Below are 20,357 nucleotides of genomic sequence, written 5' to 3'. Positions count from 1 at the left end.
ATTAGGGAGCGGATTGAGTAAAGAATGGGTCAGCATAATTAATCAGTTAGGGTGGCCCACAATGCCCTGTTTTTTCTGCAATTTGCCATGATCTTTAAGCCACAGGGCAGTACGGCGGATCCCTTCGTCGAGCGAGACGATCGGTTGATAGCCCAACTCGCGTTCTGCCCGCTGGGTATCTAACGTCACGTCGAAATTAAGTTTTGCCACGCTGTAGTGGGTCAGCATCGGCTCGTGATGCTGCTTGCGACCCAGTTTTTCCATGCCGCGCGCCATCATGTCCAGCAGCGGATAAGGCACCGATCGAATACGATATTTCACGTCGAGCCCGCTCATTAACTGTTCAATCAGCGATTTTAACGGGCGCGGCTGCTGATTAGTGATGTTGTAGGCGCGCCCTGAAACGTGGCTTTGGCTTTCCGTCGCTAACCACATGGCGTGCGCCACATTTTCGACGTAGGTCATGTCAACCAGGGCGTCGCCACCGCGCGGCAGCATCAGCGTGCCATATTTGATCATTTGCAGCAGTCTCGGCAGCAGCACGTTATCGTGCGGGCCAAAAATGCCCTGCGGGCGCAAAATGGTAAAATGGGTCTGCGGATTCGACAGCGCGAGGGTAGTGATCACCTGTTCAGCGGCGGCCTTGCTGCGCGCAAACTGATTGGCAAAGCGCAGCGGGCGGAAATCTTCATTAATGTCGCGATGATGATGGAAATCGAAATAAATGGCGGGCGAAGAGAGGTGAACAAAATTTTCGACGCCGTAAGCCGCGGCCCATTCGCCCAAGCGACGCGTGGCACGCACATTGGCGAGCTCGAAATCCTGCTCGCTGCCCCACGGCGCGCTCAGTCCGGAGCAGTGCCACAGCGTATCGACATCGGCCAGCAGCGCTTTGGCCTGCGAGGAAACCAGCTGAGTCAGGTCGGCGTGAATAAATTCTGCTCCCAGCCTTTCAAGCAGCGGACCCATCGCGGCATTGCGGCCCGTGGCTCTCACCTTGATGCCTTTTTTGCGCAGATATTCTACTGCGTTGCGGCCGGGACCACTGGTTGCGCCGGTAACCAAAACCTTCATAAATATCCGAATTCCGTGAAAAAGCCGTTGCCCGGCAGGCTATCCTGTCTTGCGGGCAAATAGGCGCTCATTCTTTCGTGAAATTGTAGGCTATGCAATGAGAAACAGGGAAAGTTGTGAGCCTCACGGTGCGTTTGTCTGCAAAATAGCCGGCGCTTTGTTTAGGCTTCGTTAACTCAAAATCTCCCCAAAAAAGTCATTGAATAGGAGAAGGTTCGACTCAATGACCTCGGCGATCTTTCTGGCGGGCCAAACTGGCGATGCGCTTGGCCATGCCGCGAAACAGAAACAGGTGAGCCGGCATCATGCCGTACCAGTAACACAGCCCGCGAGCGCCCGCCGGATGCCACCCCGCGCTTATCTCCAGACTGCGCCTTTCGCCGTGATCTTTCAGCGTAAACGTCAATCGACCCAAGCCGGGCGCTTTCATGCCAAACAGCAGCGTCAATGATTTTTCGGGAACCACACTGATCACTTTCCAGCCGTCGATGCTGTCGCCCACCGCCAGTTTAGGCTGGCTCGGACGGCCAAGCCGCGTTTTGTTGCCCATCAGCCTATCGATGCGCTGGCGCAGCTTCCACAGGCTCGGTGCGTAAAAGAATCCCTCTTCGCCGCCAAGCTGCTGTAATACTTCCCACATTGCCCGCGTGCTGGCCGAGGTCTCGAGACGAAATCCGGCCTGCTTGGGATAAAAAGCATAACCCGGACGCCAGCGCCGATAAGCGTCAGGATCGCTGGCCCACTCCGGCGTGCTCAGCACCTGCTGCGCTTCACTGGCGAGGGTCTGGATAATCGCCTCGTCAATGGTGGTCAGCGGCTGCGGCAACAGCTGGCGCAGGGCGTCGCTATCGCTGGGTAAATCCTGACGTAGTCCCTGTATCAGCGCCTTGACCAGCGGCGTTGGCACCGAGGTGAGCAGGTCGAGAAAGGCCAGCGTTAACAGCTGCGTGGGCAGCGGAACGGGCATCAGCCAGCGTCGTTTGCCACTCAGCGCGATAAAACGCTCCATAAGCTGACGATAGCTCAGATATTCGGGACCGGCGGCGTCAAAAATTCGGTGATCGGACGCGGGATGCTCCACCAGCCCGACCAGATAATAGAGCAGATCGTTTAACGCAATGGGTGCCGCGTGATTACGCACCCAGCTCGGTGGCGTCAGCACGGGCAGGTTGTAAATCATGTCGCGCATCACTTCAAACGCGGCCGAACCCGGGCCGATCACCATGCTGGCGCGCAGCTCGGTAACGGGAAGCGGGCCCATACGGAACAGGTTGCCGGTGAGTTTACGTGCCTGCAAATGGGTCGAAGAGGGCTTTTCGGGCTGGATCGCGCCGAGATAAATAATCTGCGAGATAGAGGAGTCTTTCAGCGCCAGCAGGGTATTTTGCGCCGCCTGTCGCTCTTTCTCGAACAGCTCGTCGTCGTCGCTCATGGCGTGAACCAGATAAATCAGGATATCGGCATCGGCAAAGGCATCGCGCAGGCTGGCGTTATGATAAACGTCGGCAAAGCAGCAGCGCACGCCCGGCCATTTTTGCGCCACTAGCTTGTCACGGCGGCGCGCGGCGGCGGTGACCTGATAACCCTGCTGGCGCAGCAGGGGCACTAAATGTTGACCAATATAGCCACTGGCACCCAAAACGACGACACGTGTCTCTGAGGGTGCCCGTGTCTGTGTATGAGATAAAGGCATCTTCCATTTTGCTCGTTCAAAGTGACAGGAAATGCCCGCAGGTCAGAAGCAAGGTCCGCGCTTTGGCCTGCGGGCAGCGAATTAACCCGACAAGTGCAGGAAACGCTGCCACAGCTCGACAACGTTCTGCAAGTCCTGACGGCTGATATTAATGTGCGTAATCAGGCGCGTAAGCGGACCGGCGCTGATCAACACGCCATGCTCGCGCATCCACGGGCCCAGTTTGGCGGCCTGCTCGGCGGATTGGCGAATGTACAGAATATTGGTCTGTGCGCCCGGTTCGGCAATCTCGACGCCAATTTCACGCAGCTGTTGCTCCAGCCATTTGGCGTTATCGTGATCCTCTTTCAGCCGTTGTACGTTGTTTTCCAACGCATAAATTGCTGCCGCCGCGAGAATGCCCGATTGACGCATGCCGCCGCCGGTCATTTTCCGCCAGCGATTGGCGCGCTGAATATACTCTTTACTGCCGCAAAGTAGCGAACCAATCGGCGCGCCGAGGCCTTTCGACAGGCAAATCGTGAGAGTATCGCAATATTGAGTGATGTCGCTGAGCGGAACGTCGAGCGACACGGCGGCATTCATGATACGCGCGCCGTCAATGTGCAGCGCGAGGCCTTTTTCACGGGTAAACGCGAAGGCCTGTTGCAGATAATCGAGGGGCAGAACTTTGCCGCTGTGGGTGTTTTCAAGGCTGAGCAAGCGCGTGCGGGCAAAGTGAAAATCATCGGGTTTAATCGCCGCCGCCACTTTGTCGAGCGGGAGAGAGCCGTCGTCCGCCATGTCCAGCGGCTGGGGCTGAATACTGCCGAGCACCGCCGCACCGCCGGCTTCGTACATATAATTATGGGCCTTCTGGCCGACGATATATTCGTCCCCGCGCTGGCAGTGAGAGAGCAGGGCCACCAGATTTGCCTGGGTTCCCGTTGGGAAAAATAGCGCGGCCTCTTTGCCTGTCAGCTCACAGGCGAGGGCCTGCAAGGCATTGACGGTCGGGTCGTCGCCGTACACATCATCGCCAACTTCGGCTTGATACATGGCTTTGCGCATCGCCTCACCCGGGCGCGTAACGGTGTCACTGCGTAAATCGATCAACGTTGCTTCCTCTCACTATTGGCATTAAAGACAGGAGGCGTCGCGCGCCTCCTCGGGAATGTGACTTCCACTATATACCTTTAAATTGCCGAAAAGCGAAATTGCCGAAAACAGCGCGCATTCCCTAACGTAACCAGTTAGTTTTCGCCAAATCAACGACTTCATCGCCGCGACCGTTGATAATCGCGCGCAGCATATAGAGACTAAAGCCCTTGGCCTGCTCCATTTTTATCTGCGGCGGCATGGCGAGTTCTTCCTTGGCGGTGCGTGCGTCGATCAATACCGGGCCGTCGTGGGCGAACGCTTCCTGCAACGCGGCGTCGACGTCGGAGGCTTTGTCGAGACGAATGCCCTTGATGCCGGTGGCTTCGGCAATGGCGGCAAAATCAGGATTGACCAACTCGGTGCCGTCAGTGAGATAGCCCCCGGATTTCATCTCCATCGCCACGAATCCGAGCGAGCTGTTGTTGAAAATCACCAGCTTAATCGGCAGCTTGTGCTGGGCAATCGACAGGAAATCGCCCATCAGCATTGCAAACCCGCCGTCGCCGCACATCGCGACGACCTGACGATTTCTGTCGATCGCCTGCGCGCCAATCGCCTGCGGCATGGCGTTGGCCATCGATCCGTGGTTGAACGATCCTAACAGGCGGCGCTTGCCGTTCATTTCGAGATAACGACAGGCCCAAACGGTTGGCGTGCCCACGTCGCAGGTGAAAATCGCATCTTCATCGGCAAACTTGCTGATCTGCTGCGCCAGATACTGCGGGTGGATCGGCAGCTTGTCGTTAGCGGTAGCGAGATCGTCGAGACTTTTGCGCGCGTCGAGATAGTGCTTGCGCGCCTTGTCGAGGAAGCTTGAATCGCCTTTGAGCGCAAGGCTCGGCAGTAGGGCTTGCAGAGTGGATTTAATGTCGCCGACCAGCGCCATATCGACGTGACAATGCGAGCCGATGCTGCCCGGATTAATATCAATCTGGATGATTTTTGCGTCGGTCGGATAAAACGCGCGATACGGGAATTGCGTGCCGAGCAGCACCAGCGTGTCGGCGTTCATCATCGCGTGATAACCCGACGAGAAGCCAATCAGGCCGGTCATACCGACGTCGTAAGGGTTGTCCCATTCGACATACTCTTTGCCACGCAGCGCGTGAACCACCGGCGCTTTCAGCGTTTCGGCCAGCTGGACCACTTCCTGATGCGCGCCCGCACAGCCGCTGCCGCACATCAGCGTGATATTAGCGGATTCGTTAAGCAGTTCGGCAAGTTTGTCGAGTTCGGAGCGTGGCGGCTGTACCACGGGCAGCAATGGCTGATACCACGCGGTATCGGCTCCCTCTGGCGCGGGTTGCAGCGCCACATCACCGGGCAGCACGATAACCGACACGCCCTTGTTTAGAATCGCCTTGCGCATTGCGATGCCAAGCACCTGCGGCAGCTGTTCAGGGTTGCTGATCAGCTCGCAATAGTGGCTACATTCGCGAAATAATTCAGTGGGATGCGTCTCTTGAAAATAGCCGCTGCCAATTTCGCTGGAGGGAATATGCGCGGCGATGGCGACCACCGGCACGTGGCTGCGATGGCATTCGAACAGGCCGTTAATCAGATGCAGGTTACCCGGTCCGCAAGAACCCGCGCAGACCGCGAGTTTGCCGGTGATTTGCGCCTCGGCACCGGCGGCAAAAGCGGCCACTTCTTCGTGACGGGTGCCCAGCCATTCAATGGTGCCCATGCGATTCAGGCTGTCGCTCAGGCCGTTCAGCGAGTCGCCGGTCACGCCCCAAATTCTTTTGACTCCAGCTTCTTCGAGCGTTTTTGCGATAAATGCTGCGACGGTTTGTTTCATGAATCCCTCCGGTGTCTATTTTTTTTACCGCAGGAAAAAGGCCTGCGGTTTCAATAAATTTAAAAGCACTGGGGGTAAGCATAGACGATAAGTTTTTTACGACGAGAACACCGCCATTAAAATCGGCGCAATCAGACTGAGCACAAAGCCGTGAACGACCGCCGCAGGCACCATGTCCAGCCCGCCGCTGCGCTGTAAAACCGGCAGGGTAAAGTCCATCGAGGTCGCGCCACAAAGGCCCAGCGCCGAGGAGCGACTGCTGCGCACCAACGTTGGAATCAGCATGATGGCGCACAGTTCGCGGGCCAAATCATTGAAGAAGGCCGCGCTGCCGATAACGGGGCCAAAAGCGTCGGTCAGCACGATGCCGGAAAGAGAATACCAGCCGTAACCCGAGGCGATCGCCAGGCCCGTTTTCAGCGGCAATCCGAGTAGCAGCGCGGCAATCAGCCCGCCGCCAAGCGAGGTCACGCCGACCACAACCGCCACCATCATCCCTCGACGATTCAACACTATCTGGCGCAGCGTCATGCTGCTGTTACCGAGTTGCAGCCCCACCAGCACTAGCAGGAAAATCAGCGCCGCCTCGCTCGCTTCACCCGCGTAGGTCAGCCAGTGCCATTGGGTCAGACCCAGTAAAAATCCGCCTACCACGACGCCGCACAGGCGCAGCGAATCTAACGCCATGCGCATTCTCGACGGCAGTTCTTGCTGCTGATATTTCGATTTCCACGGCCTGCGGCGTTCTAAAAGCCACAGCGCCAGCAGGTTGACGGCAAAAATAGAGACGAAAAAAACCGAGGTGTATCTGAAAATCGTTAACAGGTTAGTGCTGAGATTGTCTAAAAACGCCAGACTAACGCCCATGATGAACAAAATCACGTAGACCATCCAGCTCAGCAGCTGATTAACCAGATGCAGCGCGGCGCGGTTTTTAACGGGGATCAGATAGCCCAAAATCAGCGGCACGAGAATAATAAGCAGGCCAGAGTACATAGCGAAACAACGTCCATATTGAAAGAGAGATAAATCGTGCCACAACCTAGCGAAAAGGCCTTGTAGAGTAAAGTTTAGAAGCGCCGAGCGACGGCTTTTCTTAACGTAGCTTGACCAATGCCCCAATTTATCGTCATTCTCAAGCAGGGATCGACACGGGAATAAACGCAGCACGGGAGGTGCCAATGTATCTTGAGCATATTGATATCGCCGGTTTCCGAGGGATAAATCGCCTCTCATTAACCTTGACCCAACCCGATCGCCGAGGCGTGTCGCTGGATGCGCTCAATACGGCGCGACCGGTTAGCCATCAGGGCACGCTCAACACCAACACGGTATTGCTCGGGGAAAATGCCTGGGGCAAATCCAGCCTGCTTGATGCGCTGAGTTTATTGCTGTCGCCCGAGCAGGATTTGTACTGTTTTCAGGAGCAGGATTTTCATTTTCCGGCCGGAGAGCTGCAAGAAAAGCAGCGTTATCTGCACGTAGTGTTTACCTTTTGCGAGAGCCAGCCGGGCAATCATATTTCGCCGCGATTCAACCCGCTTTCGCCTCTGTGGGTGCGCTGTAGCGACAAATTAAACCGCATTTATTATCGTCTCGAAGGCGAGATCGACGGCGATGGCAGCGTGGCGACCTGGCGCTCTTTCCTCTCTGCCAGTGGCGAACCGCTGGCGCTGACCACGATTGATCCTCTCGCAAAAGCCTTGATCAAGCTGCATCCGGTGCTGCGATTGCGCGATGCGCGTTTTATTCGCCGCATCCGCAAAGAAGATCTCGCCCCTCAGTTGCAACAAGATAATGCCAGTCTGGCGCGACAGCTCGACGAGCTCACCCAAGGGCTGATTCATAACCCGCAGCTGTTGACCAACGCCGATCTGCGGCAGGGTCTGGCGGCAATGCAGCAGCTGCTTGAGCATTACTTTGGCATGAACAGCTTTGGAATGAATAGCTTTGGAATGAACAATTCTGGGATGAATAGTTCTGGATTGAGCTCTGTTGGGACGAACAATGCAGGTAGCGAAAATCAGCTGGAAAACAAAAACTCAGCCCCGCAAAACGGCGCAGCGGAAGAGCGGCGGCGTAACAGAAATACCTGGCAGCAAAAGCGTCAGGGCCGGGCGGAAAGCCGTCAGGCGTGGCGCTCGTTAAACAATATCAACCAAATGATCGCCGAACCGAACAGCCGCAGTATGCGCGTGATGCTGCTGGCAATGTTTTCGACCCTGTTGCAGGCCAAGGGATCTGTCGCGCTGCATCCCGACGCGCGTCCTTTATTACTGATTGAAGACCCCGAAACGCGCCTGCATCCGATTATGCTGTCGGTGGCGTGGGGCCTGCTCGAACAGCTGCCTTTGCAGCGTATTACCACCACTAACTCGGGCGATTTGCTGTCGCTGGTGCCGGTGGAGCAGATTTGCCGGCTGGTGAGGGAGTCGGGCAAGGTGGCGGCCTATCGGATTGGACCGCAGGGCATGAGTTCGGAAGACAGTCGGCGGATTGCGTTTCACATTCGCTACAGTCGGCCGTCGTCGCTTTTTGCCCGCTGTTGGCTGCTGGTGGAAGGCGAAACTGAAGTCTGGCTGTTAAACCAGCTGGCGCGCCAGTGTGGCTATAATTTTGAGTCGGAAGGCATCAAAGTCATTGAGTTTGCTCAAAGCGGATTAAAACCGCTGCTGCGTTTTGCGCGGCAAATGGGCATCGAATGGCACGTGCTGGTGGATGGCGATGAAGCGGGCAAAAAATATGCCGCGACGGTGTCGAGCATGGTCGAAAACAGCGACGAAATGCTGCGTCATCGGCTGACGGCGCTGCCTGCGGTAGATATCGAAAATTACCTTTATCTCAATGGTTTTGAAGAGGTTTATCGACGCGCGGCGGGTACGCCGGAGCACGCGGCGATGGCGTCGCGGCAGATTATCGAAAACGCGGTTCGGCGCAGTTCAAAGCCGGATTTGGCGATAGAGGTGGCGATGGCGGCGGCAGGGCGCGGGGGAAGTGCGGTGCCGACGGTGTTGAAACAGATGTTTTCGCGCGTTGCGTGGCTCGCCCGTGGGCGCGCAGACTGATACTCGTCGTACTTGAAGCTGTAGCTGCGTTGGCTTCTCTCGCGCACCCCAGTCACTGACGTGTGTCAGCTCCTGAGGATTTGCTCGCTCGCCGCCTTGCTACAACTCCAATTACTTAGAGTATTCCAATAGGCTGCGTTCTTGGGGCTGACACTGCGTTGGCTTCTCTCGCGCACCCCAGTTACTGACGTGTGTCAGCTCCTGAGGATTTGCTCGCTCGCCGCCTTGTTTCAGCCCCAATTACTTTGCCTATTAATCAGTCACATATATTTCAATAAATAATTAAAAACGCATTTATTTAAATTAATTAAATGCGTAATTAACAAATCAAAATTTCCCTCGAATTTGCATCTCCATCTCGTCGAGCAGTTGGTAGCGGCGGCGGTATTCGGCGCGTTTTTTGCTGGCGATTTCTTCGAGGGATTTGTGGGGGATTTGCGCGGGAAAATGGTAGTAGCCGTTGGCGTGCTGGTGTGCGCCGAGAGTTTCCCAGAATGCGTCGTAGTCGGCGAAGATAAACTGCTTTCTTTTGCTGTAGCGCGAGCTTTCGTAAATGTGGGTGTTATTGCTGACGGCGAAGACCTGCTGCATGTTCATTTTGTCGGCGAGGAGCAGGGCGGCTTCCATTAATATGCGCTTTGGAAAGAGTCCGTAACAGGCTTTGGTTGCCTGCTGAATTTGCTGGCGATCAACCCCTTTATTTGGACCTTGAATAGCACCGATAAAGAGAGTGGGCACGGCGTCGTGATTGATAAAAATAAAGGTGATATTGGCCAGTGGCCGATCGGTTTCATCAAGAAATCGTAGAGTAACTTCTCCCTCTTTATCCAACCCCTGACACGCGTTCATGCTGATGGAAAACGTTAACTCATCTTTGCCGGTTAAGGTCGCCAGTTTCAACGTTGTTTTGGACAAATGCGCGGTCTGCATGGCAAGCGGCATCCGTGTGCGAGTAAATTCGTAGTGATCGCAAAGAGCCTCGACATGCTGTGAGCGCGTCATGTTAACGCGAGGTAGGGCCGTTGCACTTTACAGGGCAAGGTAGGTTGCGCGTGCAGAATTTCATCGCAAAGAGGGTGGGCTGCCAGCTGCTTTACGATCTGAAAGGTCGCGCGCGGAAAAAACAGGCTACGAGCAAAAAACTTCAGGCGATAATGCGGCCTTTCCCACATTTTACCGGGCCGAAGCTGGCCGGTAATCAGCGAGGACATCAAGGCTAAGCCGGACGGTTTTTTCGTGTGTGAAGCTGGAAAGCTGAGCGTTGACATATTTGGAGGGACCCGTAAAAAAGATGGGGCCATTGAAGCAGTGAATAGCTAAACCAGATTACAACGTTAAACAGGCAAAAATGGGAGTTATGAAGCTGTTTATGAAGAGTTTAATTTCGAGAAATCCGGAATAAATGAACCTTAAACGATCGTGAGGTTAAATTTATTTTAAGAGAATGCTTGAAGAGCGGATCTTTCTCCCCCATAAATAAAATACCAGCCAATGAGCGACTGGTATTTTATCAAGTTTGCATGATTGTATGCTGTTATCACCTGAGGTTGAGTTGGGTCGTCAGGCGACCGCTTCGGTTTCAACAGGAATGATAATGCTGGCATGGTTTCCTTTTGGGCCCTCATGAACGTCATAACTGACCTGTTGCCCTGCCTTGAGTGTCCGATAGCCGTCCATTTTTATTGTTGAGTAGTGGGCAAAAATATCTTCGCCGCCCCCGACTGGACAGATAAACCCGAAACCTTTGGCGTTATTAAACCATTTAACAGTACCCGTCTCCATGCTCTCACGTCCCTCTCATGACTATGGTGGTAGTAATAACTATGGTGGTGGCAATAGCGTCATTGGCAGTGATGAACCAGACTGTTATTACCACGATGGTAGTAACCAGGAAGTAGTAAAAAGAAGCGTTTAAGCCCGAATTTAGACGTATTTACCTGTGAAAATACGTGAAAAAGGAAAAGGCGTAATAGCTCATCCGGCTTATAAATTTACACTCTAGTGTATTAGTCTAGGACGTCAAGAAAGGACTATTTGTCTGGGGCAGGCAGTTATCCAAACTTTGAAGCAGGTAACGATATTGAGATTTTTTAAGCGGATTTTATGTCAATTCGTCTGAAAAAAATCGCAACCTATGTCCTGCGGCAAGGATGCTCAAAAAATGATAAAATGAGTGAAGTGATCCAGTGACCTGACGAAAGAATCCTGTAAACGCTCTTTCATCACGTGTCGAATCGGACGGTGTTCAACATTTTAGATACCAAGGGTAGCGGACAGGCGATGGGCGACAATCAAGATTGGCAAAATTTTGAACATTTGGCAGCGGACAAGCAAAAGGAAGAGCTAAAACCGCCATCTATGTATAAAGTTATATTAAACAACGACGATTACACTCCAATGGAATTTGTGATTGACGTTCTGCAAAAGTTCTTTTCTTATGATATTGAACGTGCAACGCAACTGATGCTTACAGTGCACTATAAAGGCAAGGCTGTTTGCGGTACCTACACCGCGGAAGTGGCTGAAACCAAAGTCGCACATGTGAATAGCTACGCTAAGGAGAACGAGCATCCGTTGCTGTGTACGCTGGAAAAAGCCTGATTAAGGCAATCTATTTGGGAGGTGCCTATGCTCAATCAAGAACTTGAACTCAGTCTCAATATGGCTTTCGCAAGAGCCCGCGAGCACCGGCATGAGTTTATGACCGTCGAGCACCTGCTGTTGGCGTTGCTGAGCAACCCGGCAGCTCGTGAAGCGCTTGAGGCCTGTACGGTCGATTTAGTGGCCTTACGTCAGGAATTGGAAGCCTTCATCGAACAGACCACACCCACTTTACCTGCAAGTGAAGAAGAGCGTGATACCCAGCCGACGTTGAGTTTTCAACGCGTGCTGCAACGTGCTGTTTTCCATGTGCAGTCTTCAGGCCGAAGTGAAGTTTCCGGCGCGAACGTGCTGGTTGCCATCTTTAGTGAACAGGAATCTCAGGCTGCCTATCTGTTGCGCAAGCACGATGTCAGCCGCCTTGACGTGGTGAATTTCATCTCCCACGGTACGCGTAAAGACGAAGCGAGCCAGGCTCCGAACAATGCGGAGAACCCGGTTAACGAAGAGCAGTCGGCAGGGGAAGATCGTATGGAGAACTTCACCACAAATCTTAACCAGTTAGCGCGCGTAGGTGGAATCGACCCGCTGATTGGCCGTGATAAAGAGTTGGAACGTGCTATTCAGGTGCTGTGCCGCCGTCGCAAGAACAACCCGCTGCTGGTGGGTGAGTCTGGCGTAGGTAAAACAGCGATCGCCGAGGGTCTCGCTTGGCGTATTGAACAGGGCGATGTGCCAGAAATCATGGCCGACTGCACGCTCTATTCTCTGGACATTGGTTCATTGCTTGCCGGAACCAAGTACCGTGGCGATTTCGAAAAACGTTTTAAAACCTTGCTGAAACAGCTCGAGCAGGACAAGAACAGCATTCTGTTTATCGATGAGATCCACACCATCATCGGTGCAGGTGCCGCGTCCGGCGGGCAGGTTGACGCTGCGAATCTGATCAAACCGCTGCTGTCGAGTGGCAAGATCCGCGTGATTGGTTCAACGACCTATCAGGAGTTCAGCAGCATCTTCGAAAAAGATCGTGCACTGGCGCGTCGTTTCCAGAAAATTGATATTACCGAGCCTTCTCCGGAAGAAACGGTGCAGATCATCAACGGCCTGAAAACCAAGTACGAAGCGCACCACGACGTGCGTTATACCGCGAAAGCGGTGCGTGCGGCGGTTGAACTGTCGGTGAAATATATCAACGACCGTCATTTGCCGGACAAAGCCATCGACGTGATCGACGAAGCCGGTGCGCGTGCCCGACTGATGCCGGTGAGCAAGCGCAAGAAAACAGTCAACGTCAGTGACATTGAAAGCGTGGTTGCCCGTATCGCCCGCATTCCAGAGAAAACCGTGTCAGCCACCGACCGTGATGTGCTGAAAAACCTCGGCGATCGCCTGAAAATGCTGGTATTCGGACAAGATAATGCCGTCGAGGCACTGACCGAAGCGATCAAAATGAGCCGCGCCGGTCTGAGCCAGGACCGCAAGCCAGTCGGTTCCTTCCTGTTTGCCGGTCCAACCGGGGTCGGGAAAACCGAGGTTACGCTGCAATTGGCGAAAGCGCTGGATATCGAACTGCTGCGTTTCGACATGTCGGAATACATGGAGCGTCACACCGTGAGCCGTCTGATCGGTGCGCCTCCAGGCTATGTTGGTTTCGATCAGGGCGGACTGTTGACCGATGCGGTTATCAAGCATCCTCACGCCGTCGTGCTGCTCGATGAAATCGAGAAAGCGCACCCAGACGTCTTCAACCTGCTGTTGCAGGTGATGGATAACGGTACGCTGACCGATAACAACGGCCGCAAAGCTGATTTCCGTAACGTGATTCTGGTCATGACCACCAACGCCGGTGTGCGTGAAACTGAACGTAAATCGATTGGTCTAATCCATCAAGACAACAGCCCTGACGCAATGGAAGAGATCAAGAAAGTGTTTACGCCAGAGTTCCGTAACCGTCTGGACAACGTGATTTGGTTCAACCACTTGTCTACCGAGGTGATTCAGCAGGTTGTCGACAAGTTTATCGTCGAACTGCAGGCTCAGCTGGATGCGAAAGGCGTATCGCTGGAAGTTAGCGATGAAGCGCGCGATTGGCTGACCGTGAAAGGTTACGACCGTGCAATGGGTGCTCGCCCAATGACGCGTACCGTGCAGGAAAACCTGAAGAAACCGCTGGCTAACGAGCTGCTGTTTGGTTCGCTGGTTGACGGAGGTTCCGTGTCTGTTGGCCTCGATAAAGCCGCTGACAAGCTGACCTATCACTTCATGAGTGCGCAGAAGCTGAAAGAAGAGGGCGCGGTACACTAATACCGGTTCTGTTGTGAAAGGCTGAAGCTGCCAAAGTAGAATAGAAAAAGGCGATGTGAAAACATCGCCTTTTTTATTAATCAATTTAAGCTCAGAAACTCTTTATTTGAGTTCATAAGCTCTTTATTTAAGCTCACAAGCTCTTTATTTAAGTTTTGCGCCTAAATAATGTGCATCAGGTCTGTACTTAAAACGCATACAGCAATCTGTATTATCTTCTGGAGCAGCTTATTAGGCCTGAATAGCGGATATCACAAAACGCCCTCGCCACGCTTCATTGCTGAATGTGGGAAAGGCGAAATGGGTAACCTCAGGTATCGCGGGATAAATCAGCGATGGGCAGGCCTATCAGCGGCTACGGAAGACAATGCGGCCTTTGCTCAGGTCGTACGGGGTCAACTCTACAGTGACTTTGTCGCCCGTCAGGATGCGGATGTAGTTTTTGCGCATTTTACCGGAGATATGTGCAGTGACCACGTGTCCGTTTTCTAATTCAACGCGGAACATGGTGTTTGGCAACGTATCCAATACGGTACCTTGCATTTCAATATTGTCTTCTTTGGCCATCGAGTCCTCTAGGTGTTACTACCATAGTTTTTTAATCGGCAAGATAATGCCGAAAAACCCACATTATGTAAAGAATTGTTGGCGTTTGCCGCACTCATTCCCTATTCCATCAGGAGGGATGGCAAATCAACGTCATGTGGGGGTAAGTCTTGGGGCAACCAGCATTCCGGTGGCAATTTTTGTTGCGAAAGCCGGGATAACTGCTGCAGAAATTGGCGGCGGGGGATCTCTCTCGCACCCAGCGACGCAGTGTGAGGGTTGAGGACCTGACAGTCAATCAGTTCTCCCCCAATTGCGCTAAAATATTGGCAAAAAATCATAATTGCGCACTTCGAGGCGTTGATTCGACGGCTAAACATCGACTCGCCGCAAAACAAACCCCCGACCGCCACGCCGTACATTCCGCCCACCAGCTCGTCGCCCGACCACACTTCAATCGAATGCGCGTGACCCGCTTTATGCAGCGCCTGATATCCCTGCTGCACCAACGGGCCGATCCAGGTGCCGTCTTCACGCGCGTCGGCGCAGGCGGCGATCACTTCATCAAACGCGCGGTTCAGAGTGTAGCGATACTTTGTCTGGCGCAAAAAACGTTTCAGGCTGCGGCTGACGTGACGCTCGGCCGGAAACAGCACCGCGCGGGGATCGGGAGACCACCAGAGAATCTCTTCGCCGGGATTAAACCACGGAAAAATCCCGTGATGATAGGCGGAAAGCAGCCGGGCGGGAGAGAGGTCGCCGCCAATCGCCAGCAGTCCGTCAGGCTCACGCAGGGCCATTTCAGCAGGTGGAAAACGAACCGAGTGTGGCGAAAGTTGAATCAGGGGCATAAAATTCCTGAAGGTTAGGGCCTGGTTTTACGTTGAAACGGGGCGGTTATACTCAGCAAAAACATAAGCTTTTGCTGAGTATAGATGAATTTAACGCGTAATAATCCTGCCCGCTTCCATTTCAATCAATCGATCCATTTTCTCAAGGCCGGTCAGGCGATGCGTGATCATCAGCAGCGTTTTGCCTTTGCAGTGGCTGGCAAGCAGGCTCAAAATGTGGCGTTCGGTTTCGGCGTCCAGCCCTTCAGTGGGTTCGTCGAGGATCCACAGCGGCGCATCGTGCAACAGCGCGCGGGCCAGCCCGAGCCGTCTTTGCTCGCCGCCCGAAAGCTGACGGCCGCCTTCGCCAAGCCAGGCGTTCAGCCCGCTATTTTCAAGCAGGACGTGTAAATCGACCTGCTTTAGCGCCTCTTCTAGCCGCTTGTCTGAGGCCGTGGGCGCAGCCAGCAGCAGATTATCGCGTAGCGTAGCATTGAACACGTGCACACGCTGGCTCAGAACGCTCACCATGCTGCGCAAGCTAGCTTGTTGGTAATCTGCTAAACGAACACCGTTAAGCAGAATATAGCCCTGCTGAGGGTCCCAGGCGCGCGTTAGCAGTTGCGCGAGCGTCGATTTTCCACAGCCGGTCTTGCCCAGCAGCGCCACGTGTTCGCCTGCGGCAATCTCCAGCGTTATCTCTTTCAACACCTCGAGCGGCTGATCGGGATAACGAAAACTCACATTCTGAATCGAGATACTGGCCTGCGCCGCGCCAAAATCACCGTGCTGTGGAACACTAGCCTGTGAAACATCAGCCGGTGGAAAAGTCACGGCGGGCTGCTGGCTGATAATCTGACTCACCCGTTCGGCCGACGCCATCACCTGACCAAAATGCTGGAACGCGGCCGCCACCGGGCCTAGCGCTTCAAAGGCGGCAAGCGGCGTAAACACTAACAGCGCCAGCAGCGCGCCCGCGTCGGGCAGCTTGTCGGCTGCCAGCCACAGCAGCAGGCAAGCCGTTATACCGGAGAAGGCAATCATCAGCGCCTGCGCCAGACCAGAAAGTTCGGCCTGCTCGTGCTGGCGTTTCAGCCAGCGCCGTTCGAGAGCATCCAGACTTTCGCGACGCTGAGATTCGGCACCAAAAATTACCAGCTCCGACTGACCCTGCAACCAGCCGTTCAGCTGGGTACGATATTCGCCTCGCAGCTTCGCGAGGTCACGACCTATCGGCTTGCCCGCGAGATAAAAAATGCAGGGCAGCAAGATGAGCAGGGCAAGCATGATACCGCCGAGCAGCAGCGCCAGATGTGGGTCGAGAAAACTTAATCCTGCAGTGACGACCACAATCACTACCAGCGCGGCAATCACCGGCGAAATGACGCGCAGATAAAGATGATCGAGCGTATCGACGTCGGCCACGAGCCGATTAAGCAGCTCGGCTTTCTGGAAACCGGCCAAACCGCCCGGCGACAGCGGCAGCAGCTTGCTGAAGGTAAACACCCGCAGATGCGCCAGCACGCGGAAGGTCGCGTCGTGGCTGGCAAGCCGTTCGGCATAACGCCCCGCGGTGCGCGCAATGGCTGCACCGCGCACGCCTGCCGCGGGCAGCATGTAATTGAAACTGTAAATACCGGCCAGCCCTGCGAGCGAGGTTGCGGCGAGGAACCAGCCCGACAAAGTGAGCAGCCCGATACTGGCGAGCAGCGTCACGATAGCCAGCAAAATGCCGAGCGCCATACGGATCCAATGGCGGCGATAAAGCGCGAGGAAGGGCAGCAAAATTCTCATGCCGGTTGCTCCTGCGTGCGCTGGTTAAGCAGGCGGGAAAAACGTCCGTTCTGTAACGTTAACTGCTGAAAATGCCCTTTTTCGACCAGCCGACCTTTCTCCATCACCCACACCTCATCATATTGCGCGGTATCTTCCAGCCGATGCGTTACCAGCAGCGTAGTTTGCTTTTTGGCCGCCGCATTGAGCGCCAGCATCACGCGCTTCTCGCTGTCGGCGTCCAAACTTGCAGCGGGCTCATCGAGCAGTAAAAGCGCGCAGGGCGCGAGCAGGGCGCGCGCAACGGCCACGCGCTGTGCCTGACCGACAGAAAGCCGCGTGGCCTCTTCGCCAATCGGCGTATCGATTCCCTGAGGCAGCTGCGTGGCGAATTCGTCGACATAAGCCCGCTTTATGACCTCGTCGAGCCGTTGCCGAGACACGTCGGTCTGACCGAGCAAGATATTTTGTCGTAAGGTCAATTCTGGAAGATGCGGGTTTTGCCCCACCCAGCTGACCTGCTTTCGCCATTCATCGACCTTTATCTCGCGCAGCTCTACGCCGTTCAGCGTTAACTGCCCTTCATACGGCAGAAATCCAAGCAAGGTATTAAGCAGCGAGCTTTTCCCCGCGCCACTCAGGCCGACAATCGCCACGCTTTTACCTGTCTCAAGCTCGAAGTCCAGCGGGCCGGCAATAATCTGGCCGTCCGGCGACAAAATCGTCAGCGCCTGCGCCTTGATGGTGACAGATTCCGCCGTCACCCACGGACGATCGCCCGCTACCGGCTGCGTGGCTTCGGCGGTTAAAAACGCCTCCAAGCTGTCAGCCGCGCCAACGGCCTGTGCTTTGGCATGGTAAAACGCGCCGAGATCGCGCAGCGGCTGGAAAAATTCAGGGGCGAGAATGAGCACCAAAAATCCCGAAAACAGCGTGATCGGCGTGCCGTAATGGCCGAAATTCAGTTCGCCCATGTAAGAGAAGCCAAAGTAAACCGCGACCACGGCAATCGAAATAGAGGCGAAAAACTCCAGCACGGCGGAGGAGAGAAAGGCTAGCCGCAACACTTCCATGGTGCGGGCGCGGAAATTTTCGGTTGAGGTAGTAATCTGCGCGATTTCGGCGTCTGCGCGATGAAATAATCGCAGCGTGTCGAGACCGCGCAGGCTGTCGAGGAACTGTCCGCTGAGCCGGGCCAGCGCCTGAAAGTTGCGACGATTGGCATCGGCCGCGCCCATGCCGACCAGCGCCATAAAAATCGGAATCAGCGGCGCGGAGACCAGCAGAATCAGTCCGGCTGCCCAGTTGATCGCAAACACGCTGACCAGAATCAGCAGTGGAATAATCCCCGCCAGCGAGATTTGTGGCAAATAACGCGCGTAGTAATCCTGCATCTCTTCGATTTGCTCGAGAATCAGCGTCGCCCAACTGCCCGCGGGTTTGCCTTTAATCCACGCCGGGCCGAGCTGGTGCAGGCGATCCAGCACCAACTTGCGCATCTCTTCACGAATAATTTGCCCGCAAACAAAACCGACCTGCTCACGCAGCCAGGCAACCAGCGCGCGGGTAACAAAAGTCAGCCCTAAAAATTCAAAACTAGGTATCAACAGTCCACGGGGCGTATGCAAGACGATGAGATTATGCAGCAGTCCGGCCAGCAGCCAGGCCTGAGCCAGGATAAGCAGGCCTGACAGTAGCCCGAGCAGCATGGAAATCCGAATCCATTTTTTGGCCCTGCTACTTTGCTGTTTAAGCCAGTGGATTAACGCGTGTTGCCTTGTTTTATTCATTGCGGGGAACTCGACTGCAGAATGCGTGAGCTTAAAAAACACCTAATGAGGTGTTTCCGACCTTGGCGTTTTCAACCTAAGAAGTTTTAGCTTAAACCTGATTCAGCCTAAACCTGAGATGTTTCAACCTAAATGGAAAGCCCGCATATTCTACAGGGTCTTTCAGTGGCTTAATACAAAAAAAGGCGACCCGAAGGCCGCCCTGATTGAATGCAATTTTTCTTAACCGGCGTTCAGCCTATTACTGGAAGTTGGCTTCCGCCAGTCCATCGAGATAACGCTCGGCGTCCAGCGCGGCCATACAGCCAGTGCCTGCAGAGGTGATTGCCTGACGGTACACGTGGTCCATGACGTCACCCGCGGCAAACACGCCAGGAATGCTGGTTTGTGTCGCGTTGCCCTGAATGCCGGACTGCACTTTAATGTAGCCGTTTTCCAGTTCCAGCTGACCCTGGAAAATGCCGGTATTCGGGCTGTGGCCGATGGCGATAAACATCCCGGCTACGTCAAGCTTGTTCAGCTCGTTGTTATTTACGTTACGCAGCGTCGCGCCGGTCACGCCCATTTCATCGCCCAGAACTTCTTCCAGCGTTTGATTGGTGTGCAGCACGATTTTACCGCTGGCGACTTTATCGTTCAGACGGTCGATAAGAATTTTTTCTGCGCGGAACACTTCACGGCGGTGAATCAAATGCACTTCCGAGGCAATATTCGCCAGATAAAGCGCTTCTTCAACCGCCGTATTGCCGCCGCCGACTACCGCAACTTTTTGATTACGATAGAAGAAACCGTCGCAGGTTGCGCAGGCAGACACGCCGCGACCTTTGAATGCCTCTTCTGAAGGCAGGCCCAGATAGCGTGCAGATGCGCCGGTCGCGATAATCAGCGCGTCGCAGGTGTACTCTTCGCTATCACCAAACAGGCGGAAAGGGCGAGACTGAAAATCGACGCGGTTAATATGGTCGAAAACAATTTCGGTATTAAATTTGGTTGCGTGCTCGTGCATACGCTCCATCAGGCCCGGTCCAGTCAAACCTTCAGGATCGCCCGGCCAGTTTTCCACTTCCGTGGTGGTGGTCAACTGACCGCCTTTTTCGATGCCGGTAATCAAAACCGGTTTCAGGTTGGCGCGCGCCGCGTAGACTGCCGCCGTATAACCTGCGGGGCCAGAGCCTAAAATCAATAACTTACTGTGTTTTACTGTACCCATGAGAATGAATCTCCGTTGTGGCAAACTTCATGATGTTAGCGATTGTAGGGAAAACTGACGCGTAAAAAAAGCATACTCAGATGTTGTTAGCGATTTGTCTGATAGTTTTTACCGGAAATCGCCTGTAAAAATGTTTTCCGATTAAGTTTCTGTGTTGGCTTTTGTTATTGTTCATTCTGAAAAGGCAGCAAAAAAGGGCGTGACGGGAATTTTACCCAACATGTTCTTCTGATTTTGCTTCTTTTACTTTGACAATCCGCTGTGCATTTGCGAAAACATCTAGGGAAGAAGAAATTAAACGCCAGTAGACGTTTTAAAATCACACAATGTGCTACCGCTTTATCCGTTTACGTCGCACGTTGTATGTTTTTTAAACGTCATCAACCCATGTTTTAGGTTTTGTTTAGCCTAATTAGTTACTTGGCGTTATTTCTTTTTCGACTCCGCTCTAAAATTCGTTTCCTTTTGACAGGGGTAAGACGTCTTGAGATGAGTCATGACAAGCTATAAAAAACAGGTCATCGCTT

Annotated in this window: 14 protein-coding genes and 1 pseudogene; 3 read left to right on the top strand and 12 right to left on the bottom strand. The window is 54.1% G+C overall.

Translation table 11 applies throughout. The features are described from left to right. Nucleotides 1-42 precede the first annotated feature (42 nt). From SC206_RS11550 to SC206_RS11530, 5 genes are all read right to left on the bottom strand, one after another. A complete protein-coding gene (locus tag SC206_RS11550) occupies nt 43-1,074 on the bottom strand; it encodes an NAD-dependent epimerase/dehydratase family protein (RefSeq protein WP_332737302.1) in 1,032 nt (343 codons plus the stop codon). 220 nt (nt 1,075-1,294) lie between these two features. Then, on the bottom strand, nt 1,295-2,767 hold the full coding sequence (locus tag SC206_RS11545; RefSeq protein ID WP_332737299.1) for a DUF2867 domain-containing protein: 1,473 nt from the start codon (nt 2,765-2,767) through the stop codon (nt 1,295-1,297). An 81-nt stretch (nt 2,768-2,848) separates the two neighbouring features. Further along, nucleotides 2,849-3,862, bottom strand: coding sequence for a low-specificity L-threonine aldolase (ltaE, locus tag SC206_RS11540; protein WP_442976082.1), 1,014 nt, complete (start codon nt 3,860-3,862; stop codon nt 2,849-2,851). A gap of 124 nt (nt 3,863-3,986) precedes the next feature. Then, nucleotides 3,987-5,708: a ubiquinone-dependent pyruvate dehydrogenase gene (poxB, locus tag SC206_RS11535; protein ID WP_332737297.1), complete on the bottom strand. Its 1,722-nt coding sequence runs from the start codon at nt 5,706-5,708 to the stop codon at nt 3,987-3,989. 96 nt (nt 5,709-5,804) lie between these two features. Beyond that, nucleotides 5,805-6,704, bottom strand: coding sequence for a lysine exporter LysO family protein (locus SC206_RS11530; protein WP_332737294.1), 900 nt, complete (start codon nt 6,702-6,704; stop codon nt 5,805-5,807). Between the two features lie 185 nt (nt 6,705-6,889). Between SC206_RS11530 and SC206_RS11525 the strand changes: the two genes are divergently transcribed. After that, entirely contained in the window at nt 6,890-8,773 is a 1,884-nt protein-coding gene (locus SC206_RS11525) for an ATP-dependent endonuclease (RefSeq protein ID WP_332737292.1), read from the top strand. A gap of 327 nt (nt 8,774-9,100) precedes the next feature. Here SC206_RS11525 and SC206_RS11520 read toward each other — a convergent pair. Both SC206_RS11520 and cspD read right to left on the bottom strand, forming a co-directional pair. Continuing rightward, nucleotides 9,101-9,945: pseudogene (locus SC206_RS11520) on the bottom strand (VirK/YbjX family protein). Nucleotides 9,946-10,333: 388 nt separating this feature from the next. Then, the gene (cspD, locus tag SC206_RS11515; RefSeq protein ID WP_332737290.1) at nt 10,334-10,555 is read right to left on the bottom strand and encodes a cold shock-like protein CspD; all 222 of its coding nucleotides are present in this window, start codon (nt 10,553-10,555) and stop codon (nt 10,334-10,336) included. A 498-nt stretch (nt 10,556-11,053) separates the two neighbouring features. Here cspD and clpS point away from each other — a divergent pair, with 498 nt between their 5' ends. Next, nucleotides 11,054-11,374: an ATP-dependent Clp protease adapter ClpS gene (gene clpS / locus SC206_RS11510; RefSeq protein ID WP_045046344.1), complete on the top strand. Its 321-nt coding sequence runs from the start codon at nt 11,054-11,056 to the stop codon at nt 11,372-11,374. 27 nt (nt 11,375-11,401) lie between these two features. Further along, the gene (gene clpA / locus SC206_RS11505) at nt 11,402-13,681 is read left to right on the top strand and encodes an ATP-dependent Clp protease ATP-binding subunit ClpA (protein WP_332737288.1); all 2,280 of its coding nucleotides are present in this window, start codon (nt 11,402-11,404) and stop codon (nt 13,679-13,681) included. A gap of 348 nt (nt 13,682-14,029) precedes the next feature. Here clpA and infA read toward each other — a convergent pair whose 3' ends face one another. The 5 genes from infA to trxB form a co-directional block, all read right to left on the bottom strand. Continuing rightward, on the bottom strand, nt 14,030-14,248 hold the full coding sequence (gene infA / locus SC206_RS11500) for a translation initiation factor IF-1 (protein WP_002211347.1): 219 nt from the start codon (nt 14,246-14,248) through the stop codon (nt 14,030-14,032). Between the two features lie 101 nt (nt 14,249-14,349). Then, nucleotides 14,350-15,078 (bottom strand): leucyl/phenylalanyl-tRNA--protein transferase, encoded by a 729-nt coding sequence (gene aat / locus SC206_RS11495; protein WP_332737282.1) that lies wholly within the window; start codon nt 15,076-15,078, stop codon nt 14,350-14,352. Between the two features lie 90 nt (nt 15,079-15,168). After that, complete coding sequence (cydC, locus tag SC206_RS11490; protein ID WP_332737280.1) at nt 15,169-16,851, bottom strand: heme ABC transporter ATP-binding protein/permease CydC; 1,683 nt, start codon at nt 16,849-16,851, stop codon at nt 15,169-15,171. After that, nucleotides 16,848-18,620 (bottom strand): heme ABC transporter permease/ATP-binding protein CydD, encoded by a 1,773-nt coding sequence (gene cydD, locus SC206_RS11485; protein WP_332737278.1) that lies wholly within the window; start codon nt 18,618-18,620, stop codon nt 16,848-16,850. Before cydD ends, cydC begins: the two co-directional genes overlap by 4 nt. A 241-nt stretch (nt 18,621-18,861) precedes the next feature. After that, the gene (gene trxB / locus SC206_RS11480) at nt 18,862-19,830 is read right to left on the bottom strand and encodes a thioredoxin-disulfide reductase (RefSeq protein ID WP_332737277.1); all 969 of its coding nucleotides are present in this window, start codon (nt 19,828-19,830) and stop codon (nt 18,862-18,864) included. Nucleotides 19,831-20,357 lie beyond the last annotated feature (527 nt).

The organism is Rouxiella sp. T17 (genome assembly GCF_036663475.1).
In the GTDB taxonomy this organism is placed as follows: Bacteria; Pseudomonadota; Gammaproteobacteria; order Enterobacterales; family Enterobacteriaceae; genus Rouxiella.
The sequence above is the reverse complement of the archived record's forward strand: the minus strand, read 5'-3'. Positions and strand labels throughout refer to the sequence as shown.

Excerpts from the sequence above, each read along its gene's own strand:
- SC206_RS11530 (WP_332737294.1), bottom strand. The coding sequence starts at position 6,704 with ATGTACTCTGGCCTGCTTATTATTCTCGTGCCGCTGATTTTGGGCTAT.
- cydD (WP_332737278.1), bottom strand. The coding sequence starts at position 18,620 with ATGAATAAAACAAGGCAACACGCGTTAATCCACTGGCTTAAACAGCAA.
- cspD (WP_332737290.1), bottom strand. The coding sequence starts at position 10,555 with ATGGAGACGGGTACTGTTAAATGGTTTAATAACGCCAAAGGTTTCGGG.
- poxB (WP_332737297.1), bottom strand. The coding sequence starts at position 5,708 with ATGAAACAAACCGTCGCAGCATTTATCGCAAAAACGCTCGAAGAAGCT.
- SC206_RS11525 (WP_332737292.1), top strand. The coding sequence starts at position 6,890 with ATGTATCTTGAGCATATTGATATCGCCGGTTTCCGAGGGATAAATCGC.
- clpA (WP_332737288.1), top strand. The coding sequence starts at position 11,402 with ATGCTCAATCAAGAACTTGAACTCAGTCTCAATATGGCTTTCGCAAGA.
- infA (WP_002211347.1), bottom strand. The coding sequence starts at position 14,248 with ATGGCCAAAGAAGACAATATTGAAATGCAAGGTACCGTATTGGATACG.
- aat (WP_332737282.1), bottom strand. The coding sequence starts at position 15,078 with ATGCCCCTGATTCAACTTTCGCCACACTCGGTTCGTTTTCCACCTGCT.
- SC206_RS11550 (WP_332737302.1), bottom strand. The coding sequence starts at position 1,074 with ATGAAGGTTTTGGTTACCGGCGCAACCAGTGGTCCCGGCCGCAACGCA.
- SC206_RS11545 (WP_332737299.1), bottom strand. The coding sequence starts at position 2,767 with ATGCCTTTATCTCATACACAGACACGGGCACCCTCAGAGACACGTGTC.
- trxB (WP_332737277.1), bottom strand. The coding sequence starts at position 19,830 with ATGGGTACAGTAAAACACAGTAAGTTATTGATTTTAGGCTCTGGCCCC.
- clpS (WP_045046344.1), top strand. The coding sequence starts at position 11,054 with ATGGGCGACAATCAAGATTGGCAAAATTTTGAACATTTGGCAGCGGAC.
- cydC (WP_332737280.1), bottom strand. The coding sequence starts at position 16,851 with ATGAGAATTTTGCTGCCCTTCCTCGCGCTTTATCGCCGCCATTGGATC.